An 18,512-nucleotide genomic window follows, 5' to 3' on the forward strand; every position below is an offset into this window, starting at 1 on the left:
CGAATACTGCGGTCCGGGCGCAGAAAACTGTTTCTCCGCAATCCGGGATGCGGCATTGGGTCCTTGGGAATTTGTTAACCACACTCTTCCAGGCCGCACCGCAGGCGCTATATCGCGCGCGATTGAGTGGCAGGCGATGATTCGATCGGGCCCACCGCTTGCCACCCCGAGCTCATGACCTCACCGGGACCGACACCGATGATCCAGTTCGAGACGAATGCCTCCGTTGCGGGACAGCCGGCGGCCCGCGGCGCGTCATTCGAGGCCAGGCTGCGCCGCGCCGCCGTGATGCTGACGCTGATGGTCGGCGTGCCGCTGGTCCTGGTCTGGTTCGGGCTGATCGGCTGGGGCGTGCTCTGGCTCGCCCGCAACGCGCTGGAGCTGTCGGTGAGCGCCCTCACGCTCTGACGGGGCCCCGGAACGGCGGCGGAAACAACCCGGGCCGGCGCGGCCCGCGGGTTGCAGGGACGTGGACGCGGTGCCAGGAACAGAGGGCCGCAACCGTCCGCCCGGAGGCCCGCCATGCTGTCCATCGACCTCAACTCGGACCTCGGCGAGGGTTTCGGCGATTACCGCTGCGGCGACGACGCGGCGATGCTCGATGTCGTGACCTCGGCCAACGTCGCCTGCGGCCTGCATGCGGGCGATCCCGAGATCATGGCCCGCACCTTCGCCATCGCCCGCGAGCGCGGCGTCGCGGTCGGCGCCCATCCGGGCTACCCGGACCTATGGGGCTTCGGCCGCCGGGTGCTGCCCTTCACCCCCGGCGAGGTCGAGCGGCTGGTCGCCTACCAGGTCGGCGCCGCGGCCGGGCTCGCGGCCTATGCCGGCCACCGCCTCACCTACGTCAAGGCGCATGGCGCGCTCGCCAATCTCGCGGCGGTCGAGCGCCCGGTGGCGGATGCCATCGCCAAGGCGGTCAGGGCCGTCGACCCGTCGTTGTCGCTGCTCGCCATCGCGCTGACGGCCCAGGTCGCGGCCGGGGAGGCGCAGGGCCTCGACGTGCATCAGGAGATCTTCGCCGATCGCGGCTACACCGAGGCCGGGCTCCTGATCCCCCGCAGCCAGCCCGGCGCGATGATCACCGACGAGCGCGAGGCCGCCGACCGCGTGCTCGCGATGGTGCAGGAGGGAGCGATCATCGCGGCGAGCGGCCGGCGCCTGCCGACGCCGATCCGCTCGGTCTGCGTCCACGGCGATTCCGCCCATGCGGTCGCCACCGCCCGTGCCGTGCGCGCCCGGCTCGAAGGCGCCGGCGTGCGCCTCGCCCCGTTCCGGGCCTGATCCCGATGGAGAGCCCCCGCCTCCTGGATGCCGGCGAGGCCGCCCTGGTGGCGGAGTTCGGCACCACCGTCGACCCGGCGATCCACGACCGGGTGCTCGCCCTCGACGACGCGCTCCGCGCCGCGCCGCCAGACGGTCTCACCGAGACGGTGCCGACCTACCGCTCGCTGATGATCCACTACGATCCCGTGATCCTCGACCGCGACGACCTCGCCGCCCGGGTGACGGCACTGGCGGCCGGGCCCGCCTCGGCCCGGCCCGGCGCCGCCCACTGGACCCTGCCGTGCTGCTACGACCCGGCCTGCGCCGAGGATATCGGCGCGATCGCCCAGGCGACCGGGCTCACGGTCGAGCGCGTCGCCGCGCTTCACGCGGGCGCCGCGTACCGGGTCTACATGTACGGCTTCGCCCCGGGCTTCGCCTATCTCGGCGGGCTGCCGCAGGAACTGGCGGTCTCCCGCCGCGCCACACCGCGCCCGCCGCACCCGGCCAATGCCCTGCTGATCGGCGGCGGGCTCGCGGCTGTCGGCACCTTCCCGATGCCGACCGGGTGGTACGTGATCGGGCGCACGCCCGAGCGGCTCTACGCGCCGCAGCGGCCCGAGCCGTTCCCGGTCGCGGTCGGCGACACGCTCCGGTTCGAGGCGATCGACGCCGCCACCTTCGCGGATCTCGAAAACCGCGCCGCCGCGGGCGAGATCGTCGCCCGGCGCCGGGAGGCCGCATGACTTCGCGTCTCAGCATCCTGTCGGCCGGTCCCGGGGTGACGCTTCAGGATGGCGGCCGCCACGGCTACCTGCGCTACGGCATCACCGCCGCCGGGCCGATGGATCCGCTCGCCCACGCCACCGCCAACCGGGCGCTCGGCAACCCGCTCGGGGCCACCGCGCTCGAAGTCTCCCTCGGCGGCGTCGAGGTGACGGCGGAGGGCGGACCGCTCGGGATCGCGGTCGCGGGCGGCGCCTTCCGGCTCGCCCTCGACGGCGCACCCCTGCCGCCGGCCTGCGCGCTGACGCTCCACCCCGGCCAGAGCCTCGTCGTGCGGGCGGGCCGGGTCGGGGCGTGGGCGTATCTCGCGGCGGCGGGCCGGTTCGACCTTCCTCCCACCCTCGGCTCCACCGCCACCCATACCCGCTCCGGCTTCGGCGGGCTCGACGGCCGGGCCCTGCGGGCCGGCGACCGGCTGGCGGTGCGCGACGCCCGCCCCGGCCCGACCGATCCCCACGCCCTCACGGCCCCCTGGCTCGACCGGCCGCCGGAGGAGATCCGGGTGGTGCTCGGCCCCCAGGACGATTTCTTCTCGGACGACCAGATCGCCGCCTTCCTGGCCGGGCCCTGGACGGTGACCACCAAGGGCGACCGGATGGCCTGCTTCCTCGACGGGACGCCGCTCACCCACGCCAAGGGCTACAACATCGTCTCGGACGGCATCGCCATGGGGGCGATCCAGGTGCCGGGGGAGGGCTGGCCGATCGTCCTGATGGCCGATCGCCAGTCCACCGGCGGCTATCCCAAGATCGCGACCGTGATCGGACCCGATCTCGGGCGGCTCGCGCAAGCCCAGGGCGGCACGCGGATCCGCTTCCGCGCCGTCGACCGCGCCGAGGCGGTGGCGGCGCGCCGCGCCGAGGCGCAGGCGCTCGCCGGGCCGGTGGCGATGGAGCCCTTGATCCGCACCGATTTCAGCGCCGAGTTCCTGCTCGGGCGCAACCTGATCGGCGGCGTGGTGGATGGGGACGTTATTCCTTGGGAACAAAATCTTATCAGCTTGACCGTATAACTAACCGCTTCCGCCCCAAAATCGACCAGTAGGACGGAATGTGCACGCCCCGAAACCGGATGTTCGCAGCTTCAGCGCAAGCTCAGACCGCGAACCGATCCGTTGCACGGATGAGTTGGTCGAGGATGCCAGGCTCAGTGGTAGCGTGGCCAGCACCCTCGACGATATGGAATGAAGCATCCGGCCAAGCCTTGTGCAAGAGGTAGGCGTTCTTGACTGGGCACGGCATGTCGTATCGACCGTGGACGATCGCGCCCGGTATGCCCTTCATCCGTCCCGCATCACGCAGGAGCTGCCCGTTCTCCATCCAGCAGTTGTGGACGAAGTAATGGTTCTCCAGCCGAGCAAAGGCGAGGGCGAAGTGTCCATCGGCGTAAGCTGCCGAGAAGTCCGGGTTGGGCAGGAGCGTGATGGTCTCGCCTTCCCAGATGGTCCAAGCCTTCGCGGCTTCGATCTGAACGTCCGGGTCGTTGGAGGTCAGCAGCTTCCTGTAGGCCGAGATCATGTCGTCGCGATCCGACATGGCGACCGGAGCGATGAAGCGCTCCCACTTCTCGGGGAATATCTCCGACACGCCGAACTGATAGTACCAGTCTAGTTCGGCTCGCGTCAGCGTATAGACGCCGCGCAGGATCAGTTCGCTAACCCGTTTCGGATGAGTCTGCGCGTAGGCCATGGCGAGCGTCGAACCCCACGAGCCGCCAAGCACCAGCCATCGTTCCACACCCATGTGCTGGCGCAGCCGTTCCATGTCCGCCACGAGATGCCAGGTCGTGTTGGCGTCCAAGCTGGCATAAGGGGTCGAACGACCGCATCCCCGCTGATCGAACAGAAGCACATCGTACCGACTTGGATCGAAGAGGCGCCGGTAGATGGGATTGATCCCGCCACCCGGTCCTCCGTGCAGGAACACGGCTGGCTTGCCTCCTCGAGTCCCGACACGTTCATAATAGACCATGTGCCCGTCTCCTACATCGAGCGCGCCCGACTCGTAGGGTTCGATCGGAGGATATATGGTTCGAGCTAAATCAGCCGACATTGTCGGTTTTATCCTCCTGGATTATCGTTCCGTCTGGTGCAAGCAATAAGCAAGTGGTCTGGAAATATTCATCGACAGCCTTCCGGGCGGCCAAGATGACAGGGTTTGACACTAGCCGTAGATCGGAAACCTCCGGCACAGCGCCAGGACCTCCTCCCGGATCGCCGCAAGCCCGGCCGCGTCGTGCGGCGCTGCCACCACCCGGGCGATCCAGCGGCCGACCTGCCGGAACTCGTCGGTGCCGAAGCCCCGCGCCGTGCCGGCATTCGAGGACAGGCGCAGGCCCGAGGGCGCCTCGGGCGGGCGGGTGTCGAACGGGATCTGGTTCTTGTTGACCGCGAGCCCCGCGGCCTCGAGCGCCTTGGCGGCGACGTCCCCGGTCACGCCCTGGGGCGAGAGGTCGACCAGCATCAGACCGCAATCGGTGCCGCCGGCGACGAGGCGCATCCCGGATGCCGCGACGCTCTCGGCGAGCGCCCGGGCATTGTCGAGGACCGCCTGGTTGTAGGCCCGGAACTCGGGCCGCAGCGCCTCGCCGAAGCAGGCGGCCTTGGCGGCGACGGCGTGCATCATCACCGAGCCCTGCACGCCCGGGAAGACCCCGTAGTTGATCCGGTCCGACAGCGCGGCATCGTTCCACAAGACCAGCCCGCCCCGGGCCCCGCGCAGGGACTTGTAGGTGGTCGAGGTCACGATGTGGGCGTGCGGGAACGGGTGCGGGTAGAGCCCGGTGGCGACGAGACCGGCGAAATGCGCCATGTCGACCATCAAGAGCGCTCCGACCTCGTCGGCGATGGCCCGCAAGCCCGCGAAGTCCAGCGCCCGCGCATAGGCCGAGCCGCCGGCCACGATCATCTTCGGATTGTGCGCGCGGGCGAGCGCCGCGACCGCCTCCAGTTCCACCCGCTCGCTGTCGCGCGCCACGCCGTAGCGGACGATGGTGTAGTCGCGCCCCGTCAGGGTCGCCGGGTGGCCGTGGCTGATATGGCCGCCGGCCTCGACGCCCATCGACAGGATGGTGTCGCCGAGCTTCAAGAGCCCGAGGAAGACGCCCGCATTGGCGTTCGAGCCCGAATGCGGCTGCACGTTGGCGAAACGGCAGCCGAAGAGCCGCGTCGCCCGCTCCACCGCCAGGGCCTCGATGGCGTCGGCATGCTCGGCGCCGCCGTAGTAGCGGGCGTAGGCCAGCCCCTCGACGGTCTTGTTGGTGAGGACCGAGCCCTGCGCCTCCAGCACCAGCCGCGAGACGATGTTTTCCGAGGCGATCAGCTCGATCCCGTCCCGCTGCCGGGCGAGCTCTCCCCGGATCGAGGCGGCGAGTGCGGGGTCGGCGTCGAGGCCCCGGTCGAAATAGCCGTCGTGGAGGAGGCGCATGGTCGGGGGCTCGCTCGGTATCCGTCTGGTCCCGACTGTCGGGCTTGCCGGGCCGGCCCGCAAACGGGATAAGCTTGGGCTGAGGCCAAGCTTTCCTTGGCCTCGGGATCACCCTGCCGAAGGCTTCGCGATGGACCAGGGCGGCCGGCCCTCATCCCCCTCCCTCAACGCCCTGCGGGCCTTCGAGGCCGCGGCGCGGCACGGCGGCTATGTCGGCGCGGCGCGGGAACTCCACGTCACCCCGGCGGCGATCGGCACCCAGGTGAAGGGGCTCGAGGCCTGGCTCGGCCGGCCGCTCTTCCACCGCCTGCCGAACGGCCTCGTCCTCACCCCGGAGGGGCGGGCGGCCCTGCCTGCCTTGAGCGCGGCCTTCGATGCGCTCAACGGAGCGGTGCGGGGGATGCGAACGATCGGCCGGCCGCGCAGCCTGACGCTCGCGGCTTTGCCCTGCATCGCCCAGCTCTGGCTCGCGCCCCGGCTCCCGGCGCTCCAGGCCGCCTTCGACCTCGACGTGACGATCCTCACCCGGGACGAGCAGCCGGACTACGCCCGCGACCTCGTCGATCTCGGGCTCTACGTCGCCGAGGCGGCGCCCGCCGGCTGCGCTTCCGTGGTGCTCGCCCGCGACGACCTGTATCCGGTCTGCACCCCGGCCCTGGCGGCGGGCCTGCATCACCCGGACGACCTCGCCGGGGCGACGCTGCTGCACGATTCGGTCTGGCGCGGGGACTGGCCGCGCTGGCTCGCCGCGCACGGGCCCGGGGCGCTGCGGCCGGCCCGGGAGGCGGCGTTCTCGCTCTACAGCCTCGCCCTCGACGCGGCGCTCGCCGGCAGCGGCGTCCTCATCGGCCACAGCGTGCTCGTTGCCGGCGCGCTGGCCGACGGGCGCCTCGTCGCACCGTTCGGCGACCGGGCGGTGGCGGGGCCGCCGCTGCGGCTGGTCGTGCCGGCGGGCGGGGAGGGGGCGCGGCTCGCCCCGGTGATCGGCTGGCTGTGCGGGGCGGACGGATCCGGCCGGCGCGACGCCCCGCCGGTCACATGACCTTCTCGAACCGGAACGCCTCGCCGTCGCCGGGCAGGTCGCTCTGCCCGGGCCCATGCGGGTCCGGGTGATGCGCGCCGAAGAACTCGACGATCCGGAAGCCGCAGACGTTGACATAGAAGTGGATGTTGCGCTTCTCGAAATACGGCGTGTGCGTCTCCCAAACCCGCGTCTGCGGAAAGTGCCGCTCGATCGCGAACCAGGCGCGGCGCCCCAGGCCGCGTCCATGCGCGCCGGGCGAGATGAAGAACAGGTCGAGCGCGTTGCGGTGCGTCTCGCGATCGATCGTCACCACGGCGCCGCCGACCACCCGACCCTCGTGCCGGATCCGCAGGACGACGGCGCCCGTATGCGCGAGCGTGGCGTCGAGGTCGTCGTCGGAGGGAATCGGGCCGTCCGGCAGCGCCCCGAACTCCGCCACCACGGCGATCGCGAAGGCCTCCTGCAATTCCCGCTTGAAGGCCGGAAGATCGTCGGGATGCGCGGGGGCGAGGGTCAGCGTGCCGTTCGTCATGCCCCGCTTCTAGACCATCGCGGCCTCGCCCGTCAGGACGGGGGGCAGGCGGTCCGGCTCAGGTCGCGGTCGGTCCGGTCGTGTGCTTTCCCCACCGTCGGCAGCGGCGCCTCGACGGTCGCCACCACGCCGCGCGGGCGGTACTCGACCTCGGCCGTGCCGCCGAGCTCGGAGGCGAGCACCCGCTCGATCATTCGCGAGCCGAAGCCGCGGCGGGCCGGCTCGACGACCGGCGGGCCGCCGATCTCCTCCCAGCGCAACCACAGCCGGCCCGGGTCCGAGCCGTCGACGATGTCCCAGTTGAGGATCACCCGGCCCTGCGCGTTCGAGAGCGCGCCGTACTTCACGGCGTTCGTCGCCAATTCGTGCAGGGCCATCACGAAGGCCAGGGCCAGCCGCGGCGGCAGGCGGACGGGCGGACCGCCGGTCTTGAACCGGGTGCCCTGGCCGGTACGGAACGGGCGCAGGGACTCCTCGACGATCTCGGCCAGCGTCGCGCCCTCCCAGCTCTCGCGGGTGAGCACGTCGTGGGCGGCCGAGAGCGATTGCAGGCGCGCGTTGAAAGCGAGCCGCGCCTCGGGCAGGGAGGTGGCGTGGGTCAGGGTCTGGTTGGCGATCGACTGGATCGTCGCCAGGGAGTTCTTCACCCGGTGGTTCAGCTCCTCGGCCAGCAGCGCCCGGTGCTCCTCGCCGCGCTTGCGCTCGGTCACGTCGAGGGTCACGCCCGCCATGCTGAGCGGCTCGCCGTCGGCGTCGTAGAAGGGCTGGCCGCGGATCTCGAGCCAGCGCACCTCGCCGTCCGGCGTGCGGACCCGGTACTCGATATCGTGGTCGCTCCGGTTCTCGATCGACTCGCGGATCGCCGCCTGCATCCGGTCGCGGTCCTCCGGCAGGATCGCGGCGATCAGGTCCTCGAAGGTGAACGGGTCGCCCGGCTCGCGGCCGACGTCGATCTTGAACCGGTCGGAGGCCACGAGCCGCATGCCGTCGAGGTCGAGGGTCCAGGAGCCCAGCCGCGACGCCTTGAGGATGAAGCGCAGCCGCTCCTCGCTGCGTCGCAGGGCCTGCGAGCGCCGCTCGATCTGCTGCTCCAGGGCATCGCGGTCGCGCTGCAGGCGCACCAGCCGCTCGCGCTCCAGCGTCACGTCGAACTGCGAGGCGAAGAAGTAGGTCAGCTGGCCCTCGTCGTCGAAGACCGGCGAGACGAGTAGGCGGTTCCAGAACGTTTCGCCCGACTTCTTGTAGTTCTGGAGGTCGACCTCGATCGAGACCCGGCGCTCGATCGCGTCGCGCACCCGGGCGACGTCGTCGCGGTTGGTCTCGGGCCCCTGCAGGAAGCGGCAGTTGCGGCCCATGATCTCGTCGCGGGCGTAGCCGGTGAGCTTCGAGAAGGCGTCGTTGACGAAGACGATCGGGTTGTCGGCCTGGTGCGGATCGGTGACCAGCATCGGCATCCGCGTCGCCCGCACGGCCGCGGCGAACGGATCGGAGCTCGCGCCGACCCGTGTCAGCTCGGCGGCGATGCGGTTCTCTTCGCGGCGGTCGGTCACGCGTCCATCGCCCCTTGTGCGTCCATCGGAAGGTGCACGCCTGCCATCATCTCATGAGCAGCCGTCCGGTTCGACGCAACGCTCCGGACCGCTGCAAAAACGCGCATCTGGAGCCATTGGTTCAATCGTGCGCGATGGAATTTCGTGGGGCACGGGCCATCGCCGGTGTCCTTCGGTCAAGTCGTCGGGGCGGTCGTGGCGCGTTCCTGATCCACCCCGCAAGTCCACCGCGCAAGTCCACCGCGCAAGTCCACCGCGCCCGGACGGCCGCGGCACCTACGGATGCGCCTCCGGAAACCCGTGCCGCGCGTGGAGAGCGTGCAGGATCGCATCCTTGTCGTCGACGAAGCGCAACGCTCCCCGGCGGCCGGTGGCGAGGGCATCCGGGGCGTCGGGGGCGAGCACCAGCACGGGCAGCCCTTGGTGCGCTTCGCCGAGCTGCGCGACGAGGGCCTCCCGCGGCCGCGGCCAGGGCAGTCGCGTCACGTCGAGGCGCCGCGCCAGGTCGGGAAAGCCCGCCAGCACCCCTTCGATCAGCGCGCAGTGCCAGCAGTAGAAGCGCCGGCCCGGCAGGGCCGGGTCGGTGAAATCGGGGGCGAGCAGGTAGAGGTGGTCGCGCATCCGGGTCGATCCTCGAGGGGCCGAGGCTCAGACGTCCTGGCGCGGCAGCATCCGGTCGAGGAGGGCGTCGCGGCGCACGATCAGGTGCCAGGCGGTGGCGAGCAGGTGCAGCGACACCAGGGCGTAGACGGCGTACTGGCCGGCGAGGTGGATCTGGTCGGCGAGGTCGGCCACCGCCTTGTTCTTCTCGATGAAGGGCGGGATCGGGAACAGGAAGAAGTACTGCGTGGTGTTGCCGGCGGCCGCCGACAGAACGAAGCCGCTCGCCGGCATCAGCAGGAACACGGCGTAGAGCAACCAGTGGTTGACCCGGCCGAGCAGGGCCAGGCCCGGCGGCACGAAGGCCTCCCGCGGGGCCGGGTGCCAGGCCCGCCACAGGATGCGCAGGGCGACGATGGCGAAGATCGTGATGCCGACCGACTTGTGCAGCTGGAAGAAGAACCCCTTCGACGGGCTCGCCGGCAGGCTCGTCGCCACCCAGGCCAACGGCAGCACCGCCAGCACGAGGGCGGCGGTGAGCCAGTGCAGGGCCTGCGCGACGGGGGTGTAGCGCGGCTGCTCGACACGAGCGATCGTCGCCGGCGCGCGGGGGAACGGGTCGAGCATCCGAACGGGTCCTCGGGGATCGCCGCCGCGGGCCTGCGGCGGTCGTCCCGTCAGGCTAGACCGCTGGCGACCCACGGTCACCCTGGAATGTCTCGAAAGTCCCCAGGCGAGAGGCGCGGCGCCTCCGGGCGTCCGGCGTCAGATCGCCGCCGCCGGGTCGCCGCCGAGGGGGTTGCCCTCGTCCTCGTTGCGGTCGTCGTCCCGGCCGCGCCGGCGACGGCGGCGGCCGCCCTCGGCGAAGGACTGGGCCAGCGCCCGGAGCGGCGCCGTCAGGCGGCGCACGTCCTCGGCCCGCTCCATGAAGCGCTCGCCGTTGCGGATCTCGCGGTCGAGCGCCGCCATGGTGCGGGCGAGCGCCGGGTCCTCGTCCTCGAGCCACACCTCGGTCACCCGGGCGAAGGCGATGACGACGCCCTGGAGCTTGACGCGGCCGAGCGGGCCCTCGGTGCTGATCCCGGCCGAGGCCAGCATGAAGCGCTGCGAGTTCAGCGCCACCTGGTTGAGGGCGGCGAGCGACAGCGGATCGCCGCGCAGCGCGAAGACGATGCGGCGGAGCGCCGGCTTGTAGGGGTCCATCGCGTCGAGGCGGCGCATCAGCACGTCGAACAGCCGCTCGCGGGTCGGCTCGTCGTCGAGGTCGTCGCTGGCGCCGTCGAGCACCTGCTTGTCGATCATCCGGGCAAAGCCCCCGAGCACCGCGCCCTTAGAGGGGTAGCATTCGCGGAACTCGGCCAGGCTCACCCCGGCCTCGCGAGCGATGTCGCCGATCTCGATGTCGTTCCAGGGCTGCTCGGCGGCGAGGCGCATCAGCACCTCGACGATCGCCTCCCGCGGCGGCAGGCGGGTGGCGTGCGGCGTGTCGCCGGCGCCGTCGTGCTCGCCGGTCGTCTTGGGGTTGCGGGCCATTGGGGGCGCTCCGATACCGTAGGCTGACGGGCGCGCGCACCAGCCGTCGGGGCCGGGCCCGCCGCCGTCACCCCCTATCTAGGGACCGCACCGCTCGACGGGCAGGGGCCCGCGGCGACGCGGCAGGGCGCGGTTGCGGTGGGCGTGTCAGCCCGCCAGTTCCTCGGCCCGGGCTTTGGCCGCCGCCACGGCGTCGCGCATCAGCGGCGCGAGGCCGTCCCCGGCCATCAGCACCCCGAGGGCCGCCGCCGTGGTGCCGCCCGGCGAGGTCACGTTCTGGCGCAGCGTTCCCGGCTCCTCGGCGCTCTGCCCGAGGAGCTCCCCCGCTCCGGCCACGGTCTGGCGGGCGAGGCGGTCCGCCACCTCCGCCGGCAGCCCGGCGGCGACGCCCGCCGCCGCCAGCGCCTCTGCGAGGAGAAACACGTAGGCCGGCCCCGAGCCCGAGACCGCCGTCACGGCGTCGATCAGGTCCTCGCTGTCGAGCCACTCGACGAGGCCGACGCCGGACAGGAGCGCGTGGGCGGTGCGGCGCTGGGCCTCGCTCGTCTCCGGCGAGGCGGCGGCGCCGGTCGCGCCGCGGCGGATGCTCGCGGGCAGGTTCGGCATCGCCCGCACCACCGCGCGGGCCCGCGGCAGGCGGTCCTTGAGGTTCGCGATCGTCTTGCCGGCCAGCACCGAGACCACCAGGGTGCCGGGTCCGGCCAGCGCCGCCACCGCGGCGGCCGCGGCGTCGAGCCCCTGCGGCTTGACCGCCAGCACCAGGGCCTCGGGCTCGCCGGGCTCGGCCGGGTTGAGCGCGACGCCGTGGCGCTCGCACAACGCCACCATGGCGGGGGCGGGATTGGGGTCGATCACGGCGGCATGCGCGCCGGGCAGCCCGTCGGCGAGCCAGCCCTCGAGCAGGGCGCCGCCCATCTTGCCGGCGCCGACGAGGACGAGCGAGGCCGGCAGCGCCGCCCGGGAGCCGGCCTCGCTCACGCCTCGCCCTCGGTCTCGAACAGCACCGCGTCCAGCGCCTCGCGGGCGGTCTTGCCGGCCCAGATCACGAACTGGAACGCCTGGAAGTAGCGCTCGCAGGCCTCGACCGCGGTCTTCAGCATCGCTTCGCACTGGCCGTTCGTCGGCTCGGCGCCGCCGGTGAGCACCAGCGAGTGGCGGAACATCACCACGTGCTCGCTGTTCCAGAGGTCGAAATGACCGACCCAGAGCTGCTCGTTGACGAGCGAGACGAGGCGCAGCACCTCGTTGCGGCGCCGGTCCGGCACCTTGAGGTCGAAGGCGGAGGCGACGTGCAGCGCCTCGACGTCCTCGATCCAGGTGAAGGCGACGTGGTACTCGGCCCATCGTCCGGCCACCGCCACCGACATCTCGTCGGTCTCAGCGCGATCGAAGATCCAGTCCCGGAGGGAGGCGAGGCGCTCGACGACATCGAGCGGGTGCTCGGCGCGGGTCAGGTCGTCGATGGTGAGCTGGGTCATGGCGATCCAAGTTTGGCTCGTCCGAGCGGGATACAGCTACGTCAGCGGACGCGGCGGGTGTCGTCGTCAAGGCAGATCGCGACCCGGGCACGGTCAGGACGTGCCGGCGATAAGCTTAAGTTCCGACTTGTCTCCCCCTGGGCGACGGCGAATCAGTGCGTGACCCACTATAGCCCGGGCGAGTCGAGGGACTCAAAGCGGAAACCCGCGGGGCCGGCGGCAGGCCGCCGGCTATCCACCGAAGCTTCCTGTGCACAAGCGCCGGGCCTCCGGCGCCTGTCGCACGGTTCCGTGGCAGCGGCCTCAGGCGGTCGCGGCGCCAGGCCCGGCAGCCTTGGCACGGGCGGTGGGCTTGTTATCGGCCGGCTTGGCCTCCAGCGCCGCGACGCGGGCGGTGAGCGCCTCGTTCTGGGCGCGCAACGACGCGACGAGATCGCGCAGAACCTCGACCTCCTCGCGGGTGGCGACGTCCATGTCCCGCAGCATCCGCTCGATCTGCGCCTTGACCACGGTCTCGGCCTCGCGGCGCACGCCCTGGGCGGCACCGGCCGCGTCGGTCATCAGGCGGGCGAAGTCGTCGAACAGGCGATTCTGCTGCATGGGAAAAGATCCTGTGAGGGCGGGTCCGGCGCCCAGCACTAGTGCATTTCCCGGCAAAAGGGGCCCCGGCCGGACGAGAAATGCGCGTGCGGGCTTCGTCCTCGCCCGGGAATGCGGCACCATGACGGAAGCGGCGCCGTGCCGGGCATCCCGGAGCCGGTGTCTCGCGACGGTATCGCCGGGGGCGGCCAGCAACACACGGATGCACTTCGATGGCTTCAAGCAAAAGCCGGACTGCGGCATAAGGCGATCCCGTGAGCACGACACCGCACATCCTGATCGTCGAGGACGATCGCGAGATCAGCACGCTGGTCGCCCGCTACCTCCGCGGCAACGATTGCCGCGTCTCCATCGCCGGCGACGGCCGCGAGATGGATCGGCTGATGGCCGATTCCCGCGTCGACCTCGTCGTGCTCGACCTGATGCTGCCGGGGGAGGACGGGCTGTCGATCTGCCGGCGCCTGCGCGCCGCCTCCGGCATCCCGATCCTGATGCTCACCGCCAAGAGCGAGGAGATCGACCGGATCGTCGGGCTCGAGATCGGGGCCGACGACTACCTCGCCAAACCCTTCAACCCGCGCGAGCTGCTCGCCCGCATCCGCGCCATCCTGCGCCGGGGCGCGGCCGCGCCGGGACGCGACGACGAGGGCGTGCGCCGCCACGCCTTCGGGGGCTTCGTCCTCGATGCGGGCCTGCGCCAGCTCCTCAACCCGGAGGGCGCGCAGGTCGCGCTCACCGGCGCCGAGTTCGACCTCCTGCACGCCATGTGCCTGCGGCCGGGCCGGGTGCTCTCCCGCGACCAGCTCCTCGACCTGACGCAGGGGCGCGCCCCCGGCCCGTTCGAGCGCAGCATCGACGTGCTGGTGAGCCGCATCCGCCAGAAGATCGAGCGCGACCCGCGCAACCCCGAGATGATCAAGACCATCCGCTCCGGCGGCTACCTGTTCACGCCCGAGGTGGTCTCGACATGACCCGGCGGGCACCGGCATGAGGCGGTGGGGGCCCGTGCCGGGCCGCATCGCCGGGCAGCTCGCCCTCCTGGTGGTGGCGGCGATCGTGGTCACCCACGTCGTCGTCACGGTCGCCTTCCTGCTGCTGCGCCCGGAGCTGCGCCGCTCCGACGAGCGGCCGAACGCGCTCGCCAACCGCCTCGTCACGGTGGTCCACATGGTGGCGGCGGCGCCGGCGGAGGACCGGACCGACGTGGTGGCGGCAGCCCGCCGCAGCGCCTCGGCCCTGCACCTGACCCTGCTGCCGTCCAACGAGCCGAACGCCCCCCCGGCCGCCAGCGCCGAGGTGCCGGAGATCACCGGCCTGCGGGCGGCCCTGGGGGCGGGCTACGGCGTCTCGGCCGAGCACATGCCCGGCGGCGCCCTGCACCTGCGCATCGCCGGGCCGGCCGGCCTGCAGCTCTCCGCCGACCTGCCGCCCCTGCCGCTGCCGCACCCGCCGCTGACGAGCGCGGTGCTGATCACCCTGGTCTTCCTCGCGCTGTCGCTCACGCTGCTGTCGATCTGGGCGACGCGGGCGCTCACCGCGCCCCTCGCCCGGCTCGCCGAGGCCGCCGAGGCCTTCGGCACCGCCACCGAGGCCCGGCCGCTGCCCCAGCACGGCCCCGAGGAGGTGCTGGCGGTGTCCCGGGCCCTCGGCCGGATGCGCGATCGGGTGCTGCGCCTCATCGACGACCGCACCCACATGCTGGCGGCGATCAGCCACGACCTGCGCACCCCGATCACCCGCCTGCGCCTGCGGGCGGAATTTCTCGACGACGAGGTCCTGCGCCGGCAGTTCCTGCGCGACCTCGACCAGATGAACGCGCTGGTCGAGGCGGCCCTGTCCTTCGTGCGCGACGGCCAGTCGCGCGAGGGCCTCGGCCTCATCGACCTCGGCTCGGTGGTGCAGACGGTCTGCGACGGCTTCGCCGATATCGGCGAGGCGGTGCGGGCCGAGGAGGTGCAGAGCGAGGATCTCCGCCCGGCCCTGGTGCGCGGCTCCTCCGGCGAATTGCAGCGGGCGCTGACCAACCTCATCGACAACGCGGTCAAGTATGCCGGCGGCGCCACCGTGCGCCTCGTCGAGGCGGGGCCCGGCCGCATCGCGGTCGAGATCCTGGACGACGGCCCGGGCATCCCGGAGGCGGAGCGCGCCCTGATGCTCCAGCCCTTCGTGCGCGGCGACCGCGCCCGCACCCTCAACGAGGCCGGCGGCTTCGGCCTCGGCTTGTCGATCGCGAGCGCCATCGCCCAGTCGCATGGCGGCACGTTCAGCCTCGAGAACCGGGAACCGCAGGGCTTGCGCGTCCGCCTCGAACTGCCCCGGGCCCCGGGCGCGCCGGTGCGCCAGGCGGCCTGACGGGACGCCCGTCCGGACGGCCCCGGTGCGTCAGCGGGCCAGTTCGCGCAAGCCCAGGCGGATCAGGGTCTTGGCCTCCATCCCGGCCGCACCCTCGCCCGCGCCCTTGAGCGCCGCGGCCACCGCCGCCGAGGCCTGGACCTGGGCGTAGCCGAGATTGACCAGCGCCGAGATCGCGTCGGCCACCGGCTGGGGCGCGGTGTTGGCCTCGACCGCTCCGCTGAGCTGGATCAGCGCCGGATCGACGGGCGAGAAGGCCGGGGCCTTGTCCTTCAGTTCGGCGACGAGGCGGGCGGCGAGCCGCGGGCCGACGCCGGGCGCGCGGGCGACCGCGCCCTTGTCGCCGGTGGCGATGGCGGTGGCGAGGTCGCCCGGCTCCATCACCGAGAGCACGCCGAGCGCGACCCGGGTGCCGACGCCCTGCACGGTCTGGAGCAGGCGGAACCACTCGCGCTCCGCATCGGCCCGAAAGCCGTAGAGGCGGATCATGTCCTCGCGCACATGGGTCTCGATCGCCAGCTCCGCCGCCTCGCCGGTGGAGGGCAGGCGCTGCAGCGTGCGGGCCGAGCAATGCACCACGTAGCCGACGCCGTGCACGTCGAGGATCACGAAATCCTCGCCGTAGGAATCCACGACGCCCTTCAGCTTGCCGATCATGCCGTCCCGTCTCTGGCGGATCGCCCGGGCGGATTGCCCTGAGCGGACCCTGGCTCGGCCCTTACCCAGCCCGGGCCGGACCCACAAGGTGGAGCGATGCGGCTCGTCGCCCCGCCGACGGCGCTTCGCCCTAACCGGCAGGTCCGGATGGCATCGACCCTCAAGGCGGGCCTACCGCTGCGAGTCGTTCGCCACTTCGGTGTTTCGTCCCGGCCAGGGGCGGACGAAACGGCACCATCGCGGATCGCCGGCCTCGGTCAAGCCCCAGGCGGCGAGGCCATGATCCGTGCATAGTAGACCACTGCCGAGATACTTTCGCCTTGAAACGATCTCAAGCGGGCCCGCGCCCGGTAGGGCGGCCGCCCTCTCTGGGTTGTTCGATGACCCAACCCAGGATTCGGGAATGGAGACGAGGATTTGGTGTAACGGCCGGTGGTGTAACCGGGATCGCGAGGAGACGCGCCACGCACGGCACGTGGCCCCGCGAGTCGGTGAAACGCGCGCCTCTCGAATCGGTCTCGATCCCCGACGCTTCCGCGATCCTGGGCGGACTCTAGCTGATCTTTAGGCTTCGGAATACGTTCCAAAAATTTGTACTTTGTCAAGATGAAGCAATGTTGTTTCTTGCAGAGATAGCCTCACGAGGCGTGCTCGGACAGGAGCCTCGAGGCGAACAATCAGGGGATTGCCGTCTACGCCGCCAATCGGCACTTCCCAGTCATGAGAATGGATCAAATCATAATGAATTCCGTCGCCCGAGATTTCGATCACGAGACTTCTCAATCGCTTGATAGCACCTGGCTCGTCAAGTCTATTGAAAACGCGAAGTTCCGTGATATCACAAGTATGTTGCAGATCTGCCTGCCACCACGGACTGCGTTCTTCCGAAGTCGAGTGGCTATACGTCCCGGTTGGATGGCCTCTCAGCACACCGGCAGCGTCAGCCTCCAGGCTGCTTGGGTCGCGGGACCATTGTGAAACGGAGCTTTGTGTCGCAGCCGCTGACTCGGCGAGGTTCGCGCCTCTCGCAGGCGGCACGACAACGATATCATGGCTGCTTTGTGCTCTCTTGTCCCAGTAATTCACAAGACTATTGTCTTCGACTGCATTGATTTCGTTCAGGATATCAATATATCGCCCATTGCGACGCACCTCTGCCCACATGACCTGCCCGGTAAAATTCCCAACAGTTCCGCGGTCGACGCGAATCTGAAAATCCTCTTCCGATCTCATACAATAATGATGAATGATCGCGACGGACATAATTTTTTCTTGACGCCCGTCTTCTGCCAGAAATGCGATCGCAGCATCGGGAAAATTGTCGTAGTAATTGATCATATTTTCATTGATGACATTAATAACCCGACCGCCGCCGGTGGCGAATTTGTACCATCCATGCCAGAAATGCTTTGCGTGGAGCGCCTCGATTTCGAGCATCTCATCACGAACAAAGGCGGTACGGAAAATATTTTTTGTATATGGGTGTATAATATTACATCTTTTGTTGTAAGATCTCAATACGCTTTTATTGGTTCTGGTCTTAAATCCGGAAGTTCCAAAATAAATCCAATTAAAGTATATTGAAAAAACATCCTCATCGTATCTGTCGGTGAATTCCTTGATTGTCGCACCTCTCAAGTTCAAAAATTCATCAATGTCAATGAATGTCGCCCATCGAGTTTGATGGCGAAAATTTTGCAAAAAATGCCGATAGATAAAGGCTTGTTGCCCAAGATAAGGATAGTGCTTGAGTGTAACGAGCGGTTTTTCGGACCTTATATATGGAAGAAGAACTGGAAATATCTCTTCGAAATCATCATCATTGGAATATAGATAAATATGATCAAACCCGAGGGAAAGATGGTACTCGACCCATTCGACGATATATGATCTCTCCCACCGCGCGCAGGCAACGACTGCATGTTCGTATTTGTAGTTCATCTTTTTCATTTGCCTTTTGAAGTCAGCCTGATCGATAGGGCATGTATGCAATCAAAATATCTGCTAATTGCAAATATATTGCCTATTTCATGGTATATTAATTGACAAAATTACCACTATATATTAGGTCGTGATTATAATTACATATATTTTTTCGTCCCCAATTAACGAAATAATGCTTATTTATTCACCAAATGCCTTTTTAGCTGCTGATTTACTAAAGCGGCTTTTCGCCGTTTAGCGTGATTTGCAGTGCCTGTAAAGGTCTAGAGCCAGATGGGGTGGCGTGCTTCTGAGACACAGCGCATCGCCGTGAGGGCATGTCTCCTTGGCAGAGGGCAGGCTTCGGTGCCATTCACGGCGATAGATGTTTTCTAATCAAGCGGCTGTTGTGGGTGAAGGTAGCGGCGCGATGCCAAGCCGAATGAAGACCGGCGGAGGAGCTGCCTGCAAGACGCGGCTCGGTGGCTGGCGCCATCGCTGACGCTTCAAAGTCTTGCTGGGGCATGTATCGCCCGGCGTGGGTTGTCACATGCTGAGTGGAGACGCAAGTCAAGTGCGTAGGTAGGTTTCTTTGCGAGTAGATAGTCTTCAGGAGAAACAACATATAGCAGAAATTTAAATATAAATGAGTGATAAAATCATAAATATATTTGATATATATGACATATTATATTGAATATTATAGAAAAAGGATTTAGATCTTATAATAAATTATATTTAATTATATCATTTGCAGCCATTAGTAAGATTGTGCAAATTATGGTC

The 18,512-nt window shown here is 68.8% G+C and carries 19 protein-coding genes; 7 read left to right on the forward strand and 12 right to left on the reverse strand.

Annotated elements, in window-relative coordinates:
- Window positions 1-198 precede the first annotated feature (198 nt).
- From BMX97_RS19115 to BMX97_RS19130, 4 genes are all read left to right on the forward strand, one after another.
- A complete protein-coding gene (locus BMX97_RS19115) occupies window positions 199-408 on the forward strand; it encodes a hypothetical protein (protein WP_091752914.1) in 210 nt (69 codons plus the stop codon).
- Between the two features lie 114 nt (window positions 409-522).
- Entirely contained in the window at window positions 523-1,284 is a 762-nt protein-coding gene (locus BMX97_RS19120; RefSeq protein ID WP_091752915.1) for a LamB/YcsF family protein, read from the forward strand.
- Between the two features lie 5 nt (window positions 1,285-1,289).
- Window positions 1,290-2,012, forward strand: coding sequence for a 5-oxoprolinase subunit B family protein (locus BMX97_RS19125; RefSeq protein WP_091752916.1), 723 nt, complete (start codon window positions 1,290-1,292; stop codon window positions 2,010-2,012).
- On the forward strand, window positions 2,009-3,064 hold the full coding sequence (locus BMX97_RS19130; RefSeq protein ID WP_091752917.1) for a 5-oxoprolinase subunit C family protein: 1,056 nt from the start codon (window positions 2,009-2,011) through the stop codon (window positions 3,062-3,064). The genes BMX97_RS19125 and BMX97_RS19130 overlap by 4 nt, the downstream gene beginning before the upstream one ends.
- A gap of 82 nt (window positions 3,065-3,146) precedes the next feature.
- Here BMX97_RS19130 and pip read toward each other — a convergent pair whose 3' ends face one another.
- Together pip and glyA are read right to left on the reverse strand one after the other, a co-directional pair.
- The gene (gene pip / locus BMX97_RS19135) at window positions 3,147-4,103 is read right to left on the reverse strand and encodes a prolyl aminopeptidase (RefSeq protein ID WP_091752918.1); all 957 of its coding nucleotides are present in this window, start codon (window positions 4,101-4,103) and stop codon (window positions 3,147-3,149) included.
- Between the two features lie 111 nt (window positions 4,104-4,214).
- Window positions 4,215-5,477 carry a serine hydroxymethyltransferase gene (gene glyA, locus BMX97_RS19140; RefSeq protein WP_091752919.1) on the reverse strand — a complete coding sequence of 421 codons (1,263 nt, stop codon included), beginning with the start codon at window positions 5,475-5,477 and terminating at the stop codon, window positions 4,215-4,217.
- Window positions 5,478-5,607: 130 nt separating this feature from the next.
- Here glyA and BMX97_RS19145 point away from each other — a divergent pair, with 130 nt between their 5' ends.
- Window positions 5,608-6,519, forward strand: coding sequence for a LysR substrate-binding domain-containing protein (locus BMX97_RS19145; RefSeq protein WP_091752920.1), 912 nt, complete (start codon window positions 5,608-5,610; stop codon window positions 6,517-6,519).
- Here BMX97_RS19145 and BMX97_RS19150 read toward each other — a convergent pair.
- The 8 genes from BMX97_RS19150 to BMX97_RS19185 all read right to left on the reverse strand — a co-directional run bounded on the left by BMX97_RS19150 (window position 6,512) and on the right by BMX97_RS19185 (window position 12,794).
- Window positions 6,512-7,033: a GNAT family N-acetyltransferase gene (locus BMX97_RS19150; RefSeq protein WP_091752921.1), complete on the reverse strand. Its 522-nt coding sequence runs from the start codon at window positions 7,031-7,033 to the stop codon at window positions 6,512-6,514. The two genes, BMX97_RS19145 and BMX97_RS19150, sit on opposite strands and share 8 nt — an antisense overlap.
- 32 nt (window positions 7,034-7,065) lie before the next feature.
- Complete coding sequence (locus BMX97_RS19155) at window positions 7,066-8,583, reverse strand: PAS domain S-box protein (protein WP_091752922.1); 1,518 nt, start codon at window positions 8,581-8,583, stop codon at window positions 7,066-7,068.
- 276 nt (window positions 8,584-8,859) lie between these two features.
- Window positions 8,860-9,204 carry a DUF3088 domain-containing protein gene (locus BMX97_RS19160; protein WP_091752923.1) on the reverse strand — a complete coding sequence of 115 codons (345 nt, stop codon included), beginning with the start codon at window positions 9,202-9,204 and terminating at the stop codon, window positions 8,860-8,862.
- A gap of 27 nt (window positions 9,205-9,231) precedes the next feature.
- Window positions 9,232-9,810 carry a cytochrome b gene (locus tag BMX97_RS19165; RefSeq protein ID WP_091752924.1) on the reverse strand — a complete coding sequence of 193 codons (579 nt, stop codon included), beginning with the start codon at window positions 9,808-9,810 and terminating at the stop codon, window positions 9,232-9,234.
- A gap of 138 nt (window positions 9,811-9,948) precedes the next feature.
- Window positions 9,949-10,716, reverse strand: a complete 768-nt coding sequence (locus BMX97_RS19170) for a TetR/AcrR family transcriptional regulator (RefSeq protein ID WP_244538518.1) — start codon at window positions 10,714-10,716, stop codon at window positions 9,949-9,951.
- 147 nt (window positions 10,717-10,863) lie between these two features.
- Entirely contained in the window at window positions 10,864-11,694 is an 831-nt protein-coding gene (gene proC / locus BMX97_RS19175; protein WP_280142807.1) for a pyrroline-5-carboxylate reductase, read from the reverse strand.
- On the reverse strand, window positions 11,691-12,194 hold the full coding sequence (locus tag BMX97_RS19180; RefSeq protein WP_091752925.1) for a type III secretion system chaperone family protein: 504 nt from the start codon (window positions 12,192-12,194) through the stop codon (window positions 11,691-11,693). Before BMX97_RS19180 ends, proC begins: the two co-directional genes overlap by 4 nt.
- A gap of 303 nt (window positions 12,195-12,497) precedes the next feature.
- Entirely contained in the window at window positions 12,498-12,794 is a 297-nt protein-coding gene (locus BMX97_RS19185; RefSeq protein ID WP_091752926.1) for an accessory factor UbiK family protein, read from the reverse strand.
- A gap of 254 nt (window positions 12,795-13,048) precedes the next feature.
- Here BMX97_RS19185 and BMX97_RS19190 point away from each other — a divergent pair, with 254 nt between their 5' ends.
- Together BMX97_RS19190 and BMX97_RS19195 are read left to right on the forward strand one after the other, a co-directional pair.
- Window positions 13,049-13,765, forward strand: a complete 717-nt coding sequence (locus BMX97_RS19190) for a response regulator (RefSeq protein ID WP_048427182.1) — start codon at window positions 13,049-13,051, stop codon at window positions 13,763-13,765.
- A 34-nt stretch (window positions 13,766-13,799) separates the two neighbouring features.
- Entirely contained in the window at window positions 13,800-15,146 is a 1,347-nt protein-coding gene (locus tag BMX97_RS19195; protein WP_244538519.1) for a sensor histidine kinase, read from the forward strand.
- Window positions 15,147-15,176: 30 nt separating this feature from the next.
- Here BMX97_RS19195 and ruvA read toward each other — a convergent pair whose 3' ends face one another.
- Together ruvA and BMX97_RS19205 are read right to left on the reverse strand one after the other, a co-directional pair.
- Window positions 15,177-15,803 carry a Holliday junction branch migration protein RuvA gene (gene ruvA, locus BMX97_RS19200; protein WP_060849083.1) on the reverse strand — a complete coding sequence of 209 codons (627 nt, stop codon included), beginning with the start codon at window positions 15,801-15,803 and terminating at the stop codon, window positions 15,177-15,179.
- 564 nt (window positions 15,804-16,367) lie between these two features.
- The gene (locus BMX97_RS19205; protein ID WP_177202278.1) at window positions 16,368-17,744 is read right to left on the reverse strand and encodes a glycosyltransferase family 2 protein; all 1,377 of its coding nucleotides are present in this window, start codon (window positions 17,742-17,744) and stop codon (window positions 16,368-16,370) included.
- Window positions 17,745-18,512: the final 768 nt, after the last annotated feature.

It is taken from the genome of Methylobacterium sp. ap11, assembly GCF_900110515.1.
Lineage (GTDB): Bacteria > Pseudomonadota > Alphaproteobacteria > Rhizobiales > Beijerinckiaceae > Methylobacterium > Methylobacterium ajmalii.

Coding starts and splice junctions, on each gene's coding strand:
- BMX97_RS19115 (WP_091752914.1), top strand. CDS start 199: ATGATCCAGTTCGAGACGAATGCCTCCGTTGCGGGACAGCCGGCGGCC.
- BMX97_RS19120 (WP_091752915.1), top strand. CDS start 523: ATGCTGTCCATCGACCTCAACTCGGACCTCGGCGAGGGTTTCGGCGAT.
- BMX97_RS19125 (WP_091752916.1), top strand. CDS start 1,290: ATGGAGAGCCCCCGCCTCCTGGATGCCGGCGAGGCCGCCCTGGTGGCG.
- BMX97_RS19130 (WP_091752917.1), top strand. CDS start 2,009: ATGACTTCGCGTCTCAGCATCCTGTCGGCCGGTCCCGGGGTGACGCTT.
- pip (WP_091752918.1), bottom strand. CDS start 4,103: ATGTCGGCTGATTTAGCTCGAACCATATATCCTCCGATCGAACCCTAC.
- glyA (WP_091752919.1), bottom strand. CDS start 5,477: ATGCGCCTCCTCCACGACGGCTATTTCGACCGGGGCCTCGACGCCGAC.
- BMX97_RS19145 (WP_091752920.1), top strand. CDS start 5,608: ATGGACCAGGGCGGCCGGCCCTCATCCCCCTCCCTCAACGCCCTGCGG.
- BMX97_RS19150 (WP_091752921.1), bottom strand. CDS start 7,033: ATGACGAACGGCACGCTGACCCTCGCCCCCGCGCATCCCGACGATCTT.
- BMX97_RS19160 (WP_091752923.1), bottom strand. CDS start 9,204: ATGCGCGACCACCTCTACCTGCTCGCCCCCGATTTCACCGACCCGGCC.
- BMX97_RS19165 (WP_091752924.1), bottom strand. CDS start 9,810: ATGCTCGACCCGTTCCCCCGCGCGCCGGCGACGATCGCTCGTGTCGAG.
- BMX97_RS19170 (WP_244538518.1), bottom strand. CDS start 10,716: ATGGCCCGCAACCCCAAGACGACCGGCGAGCACGACGGCGCCGGCGAC.
- BMX97_RS19180 (WP_091752925.1), bottom strand. CDS start 12,194: ATGACCCAGCTCACCATCGACGACCTGACCCGCGCCGAGCACCCGCTC.
- BMX97_RS19185 (WP_091752926.1), bottom strand. CDS start 12,794: ATGCAGCAGAATCGCCTGTTCGACGACTTCGCCCGCCTGATGACCGAC.
- ruvA (WP_060849083.1), bottom strand. CDS start 15,803: ATGATCGGCAAGCTGAAGGGCGTCGTGGATTCCTACGGCGAGGATTTC.
- BMX97_RS19205 (WP_177202278.1), bottom strand. CDS start 17,744: ATGAACTACAAATACGAACATGCAGTCGTTGCCTGCGCGCGGTGGGAG.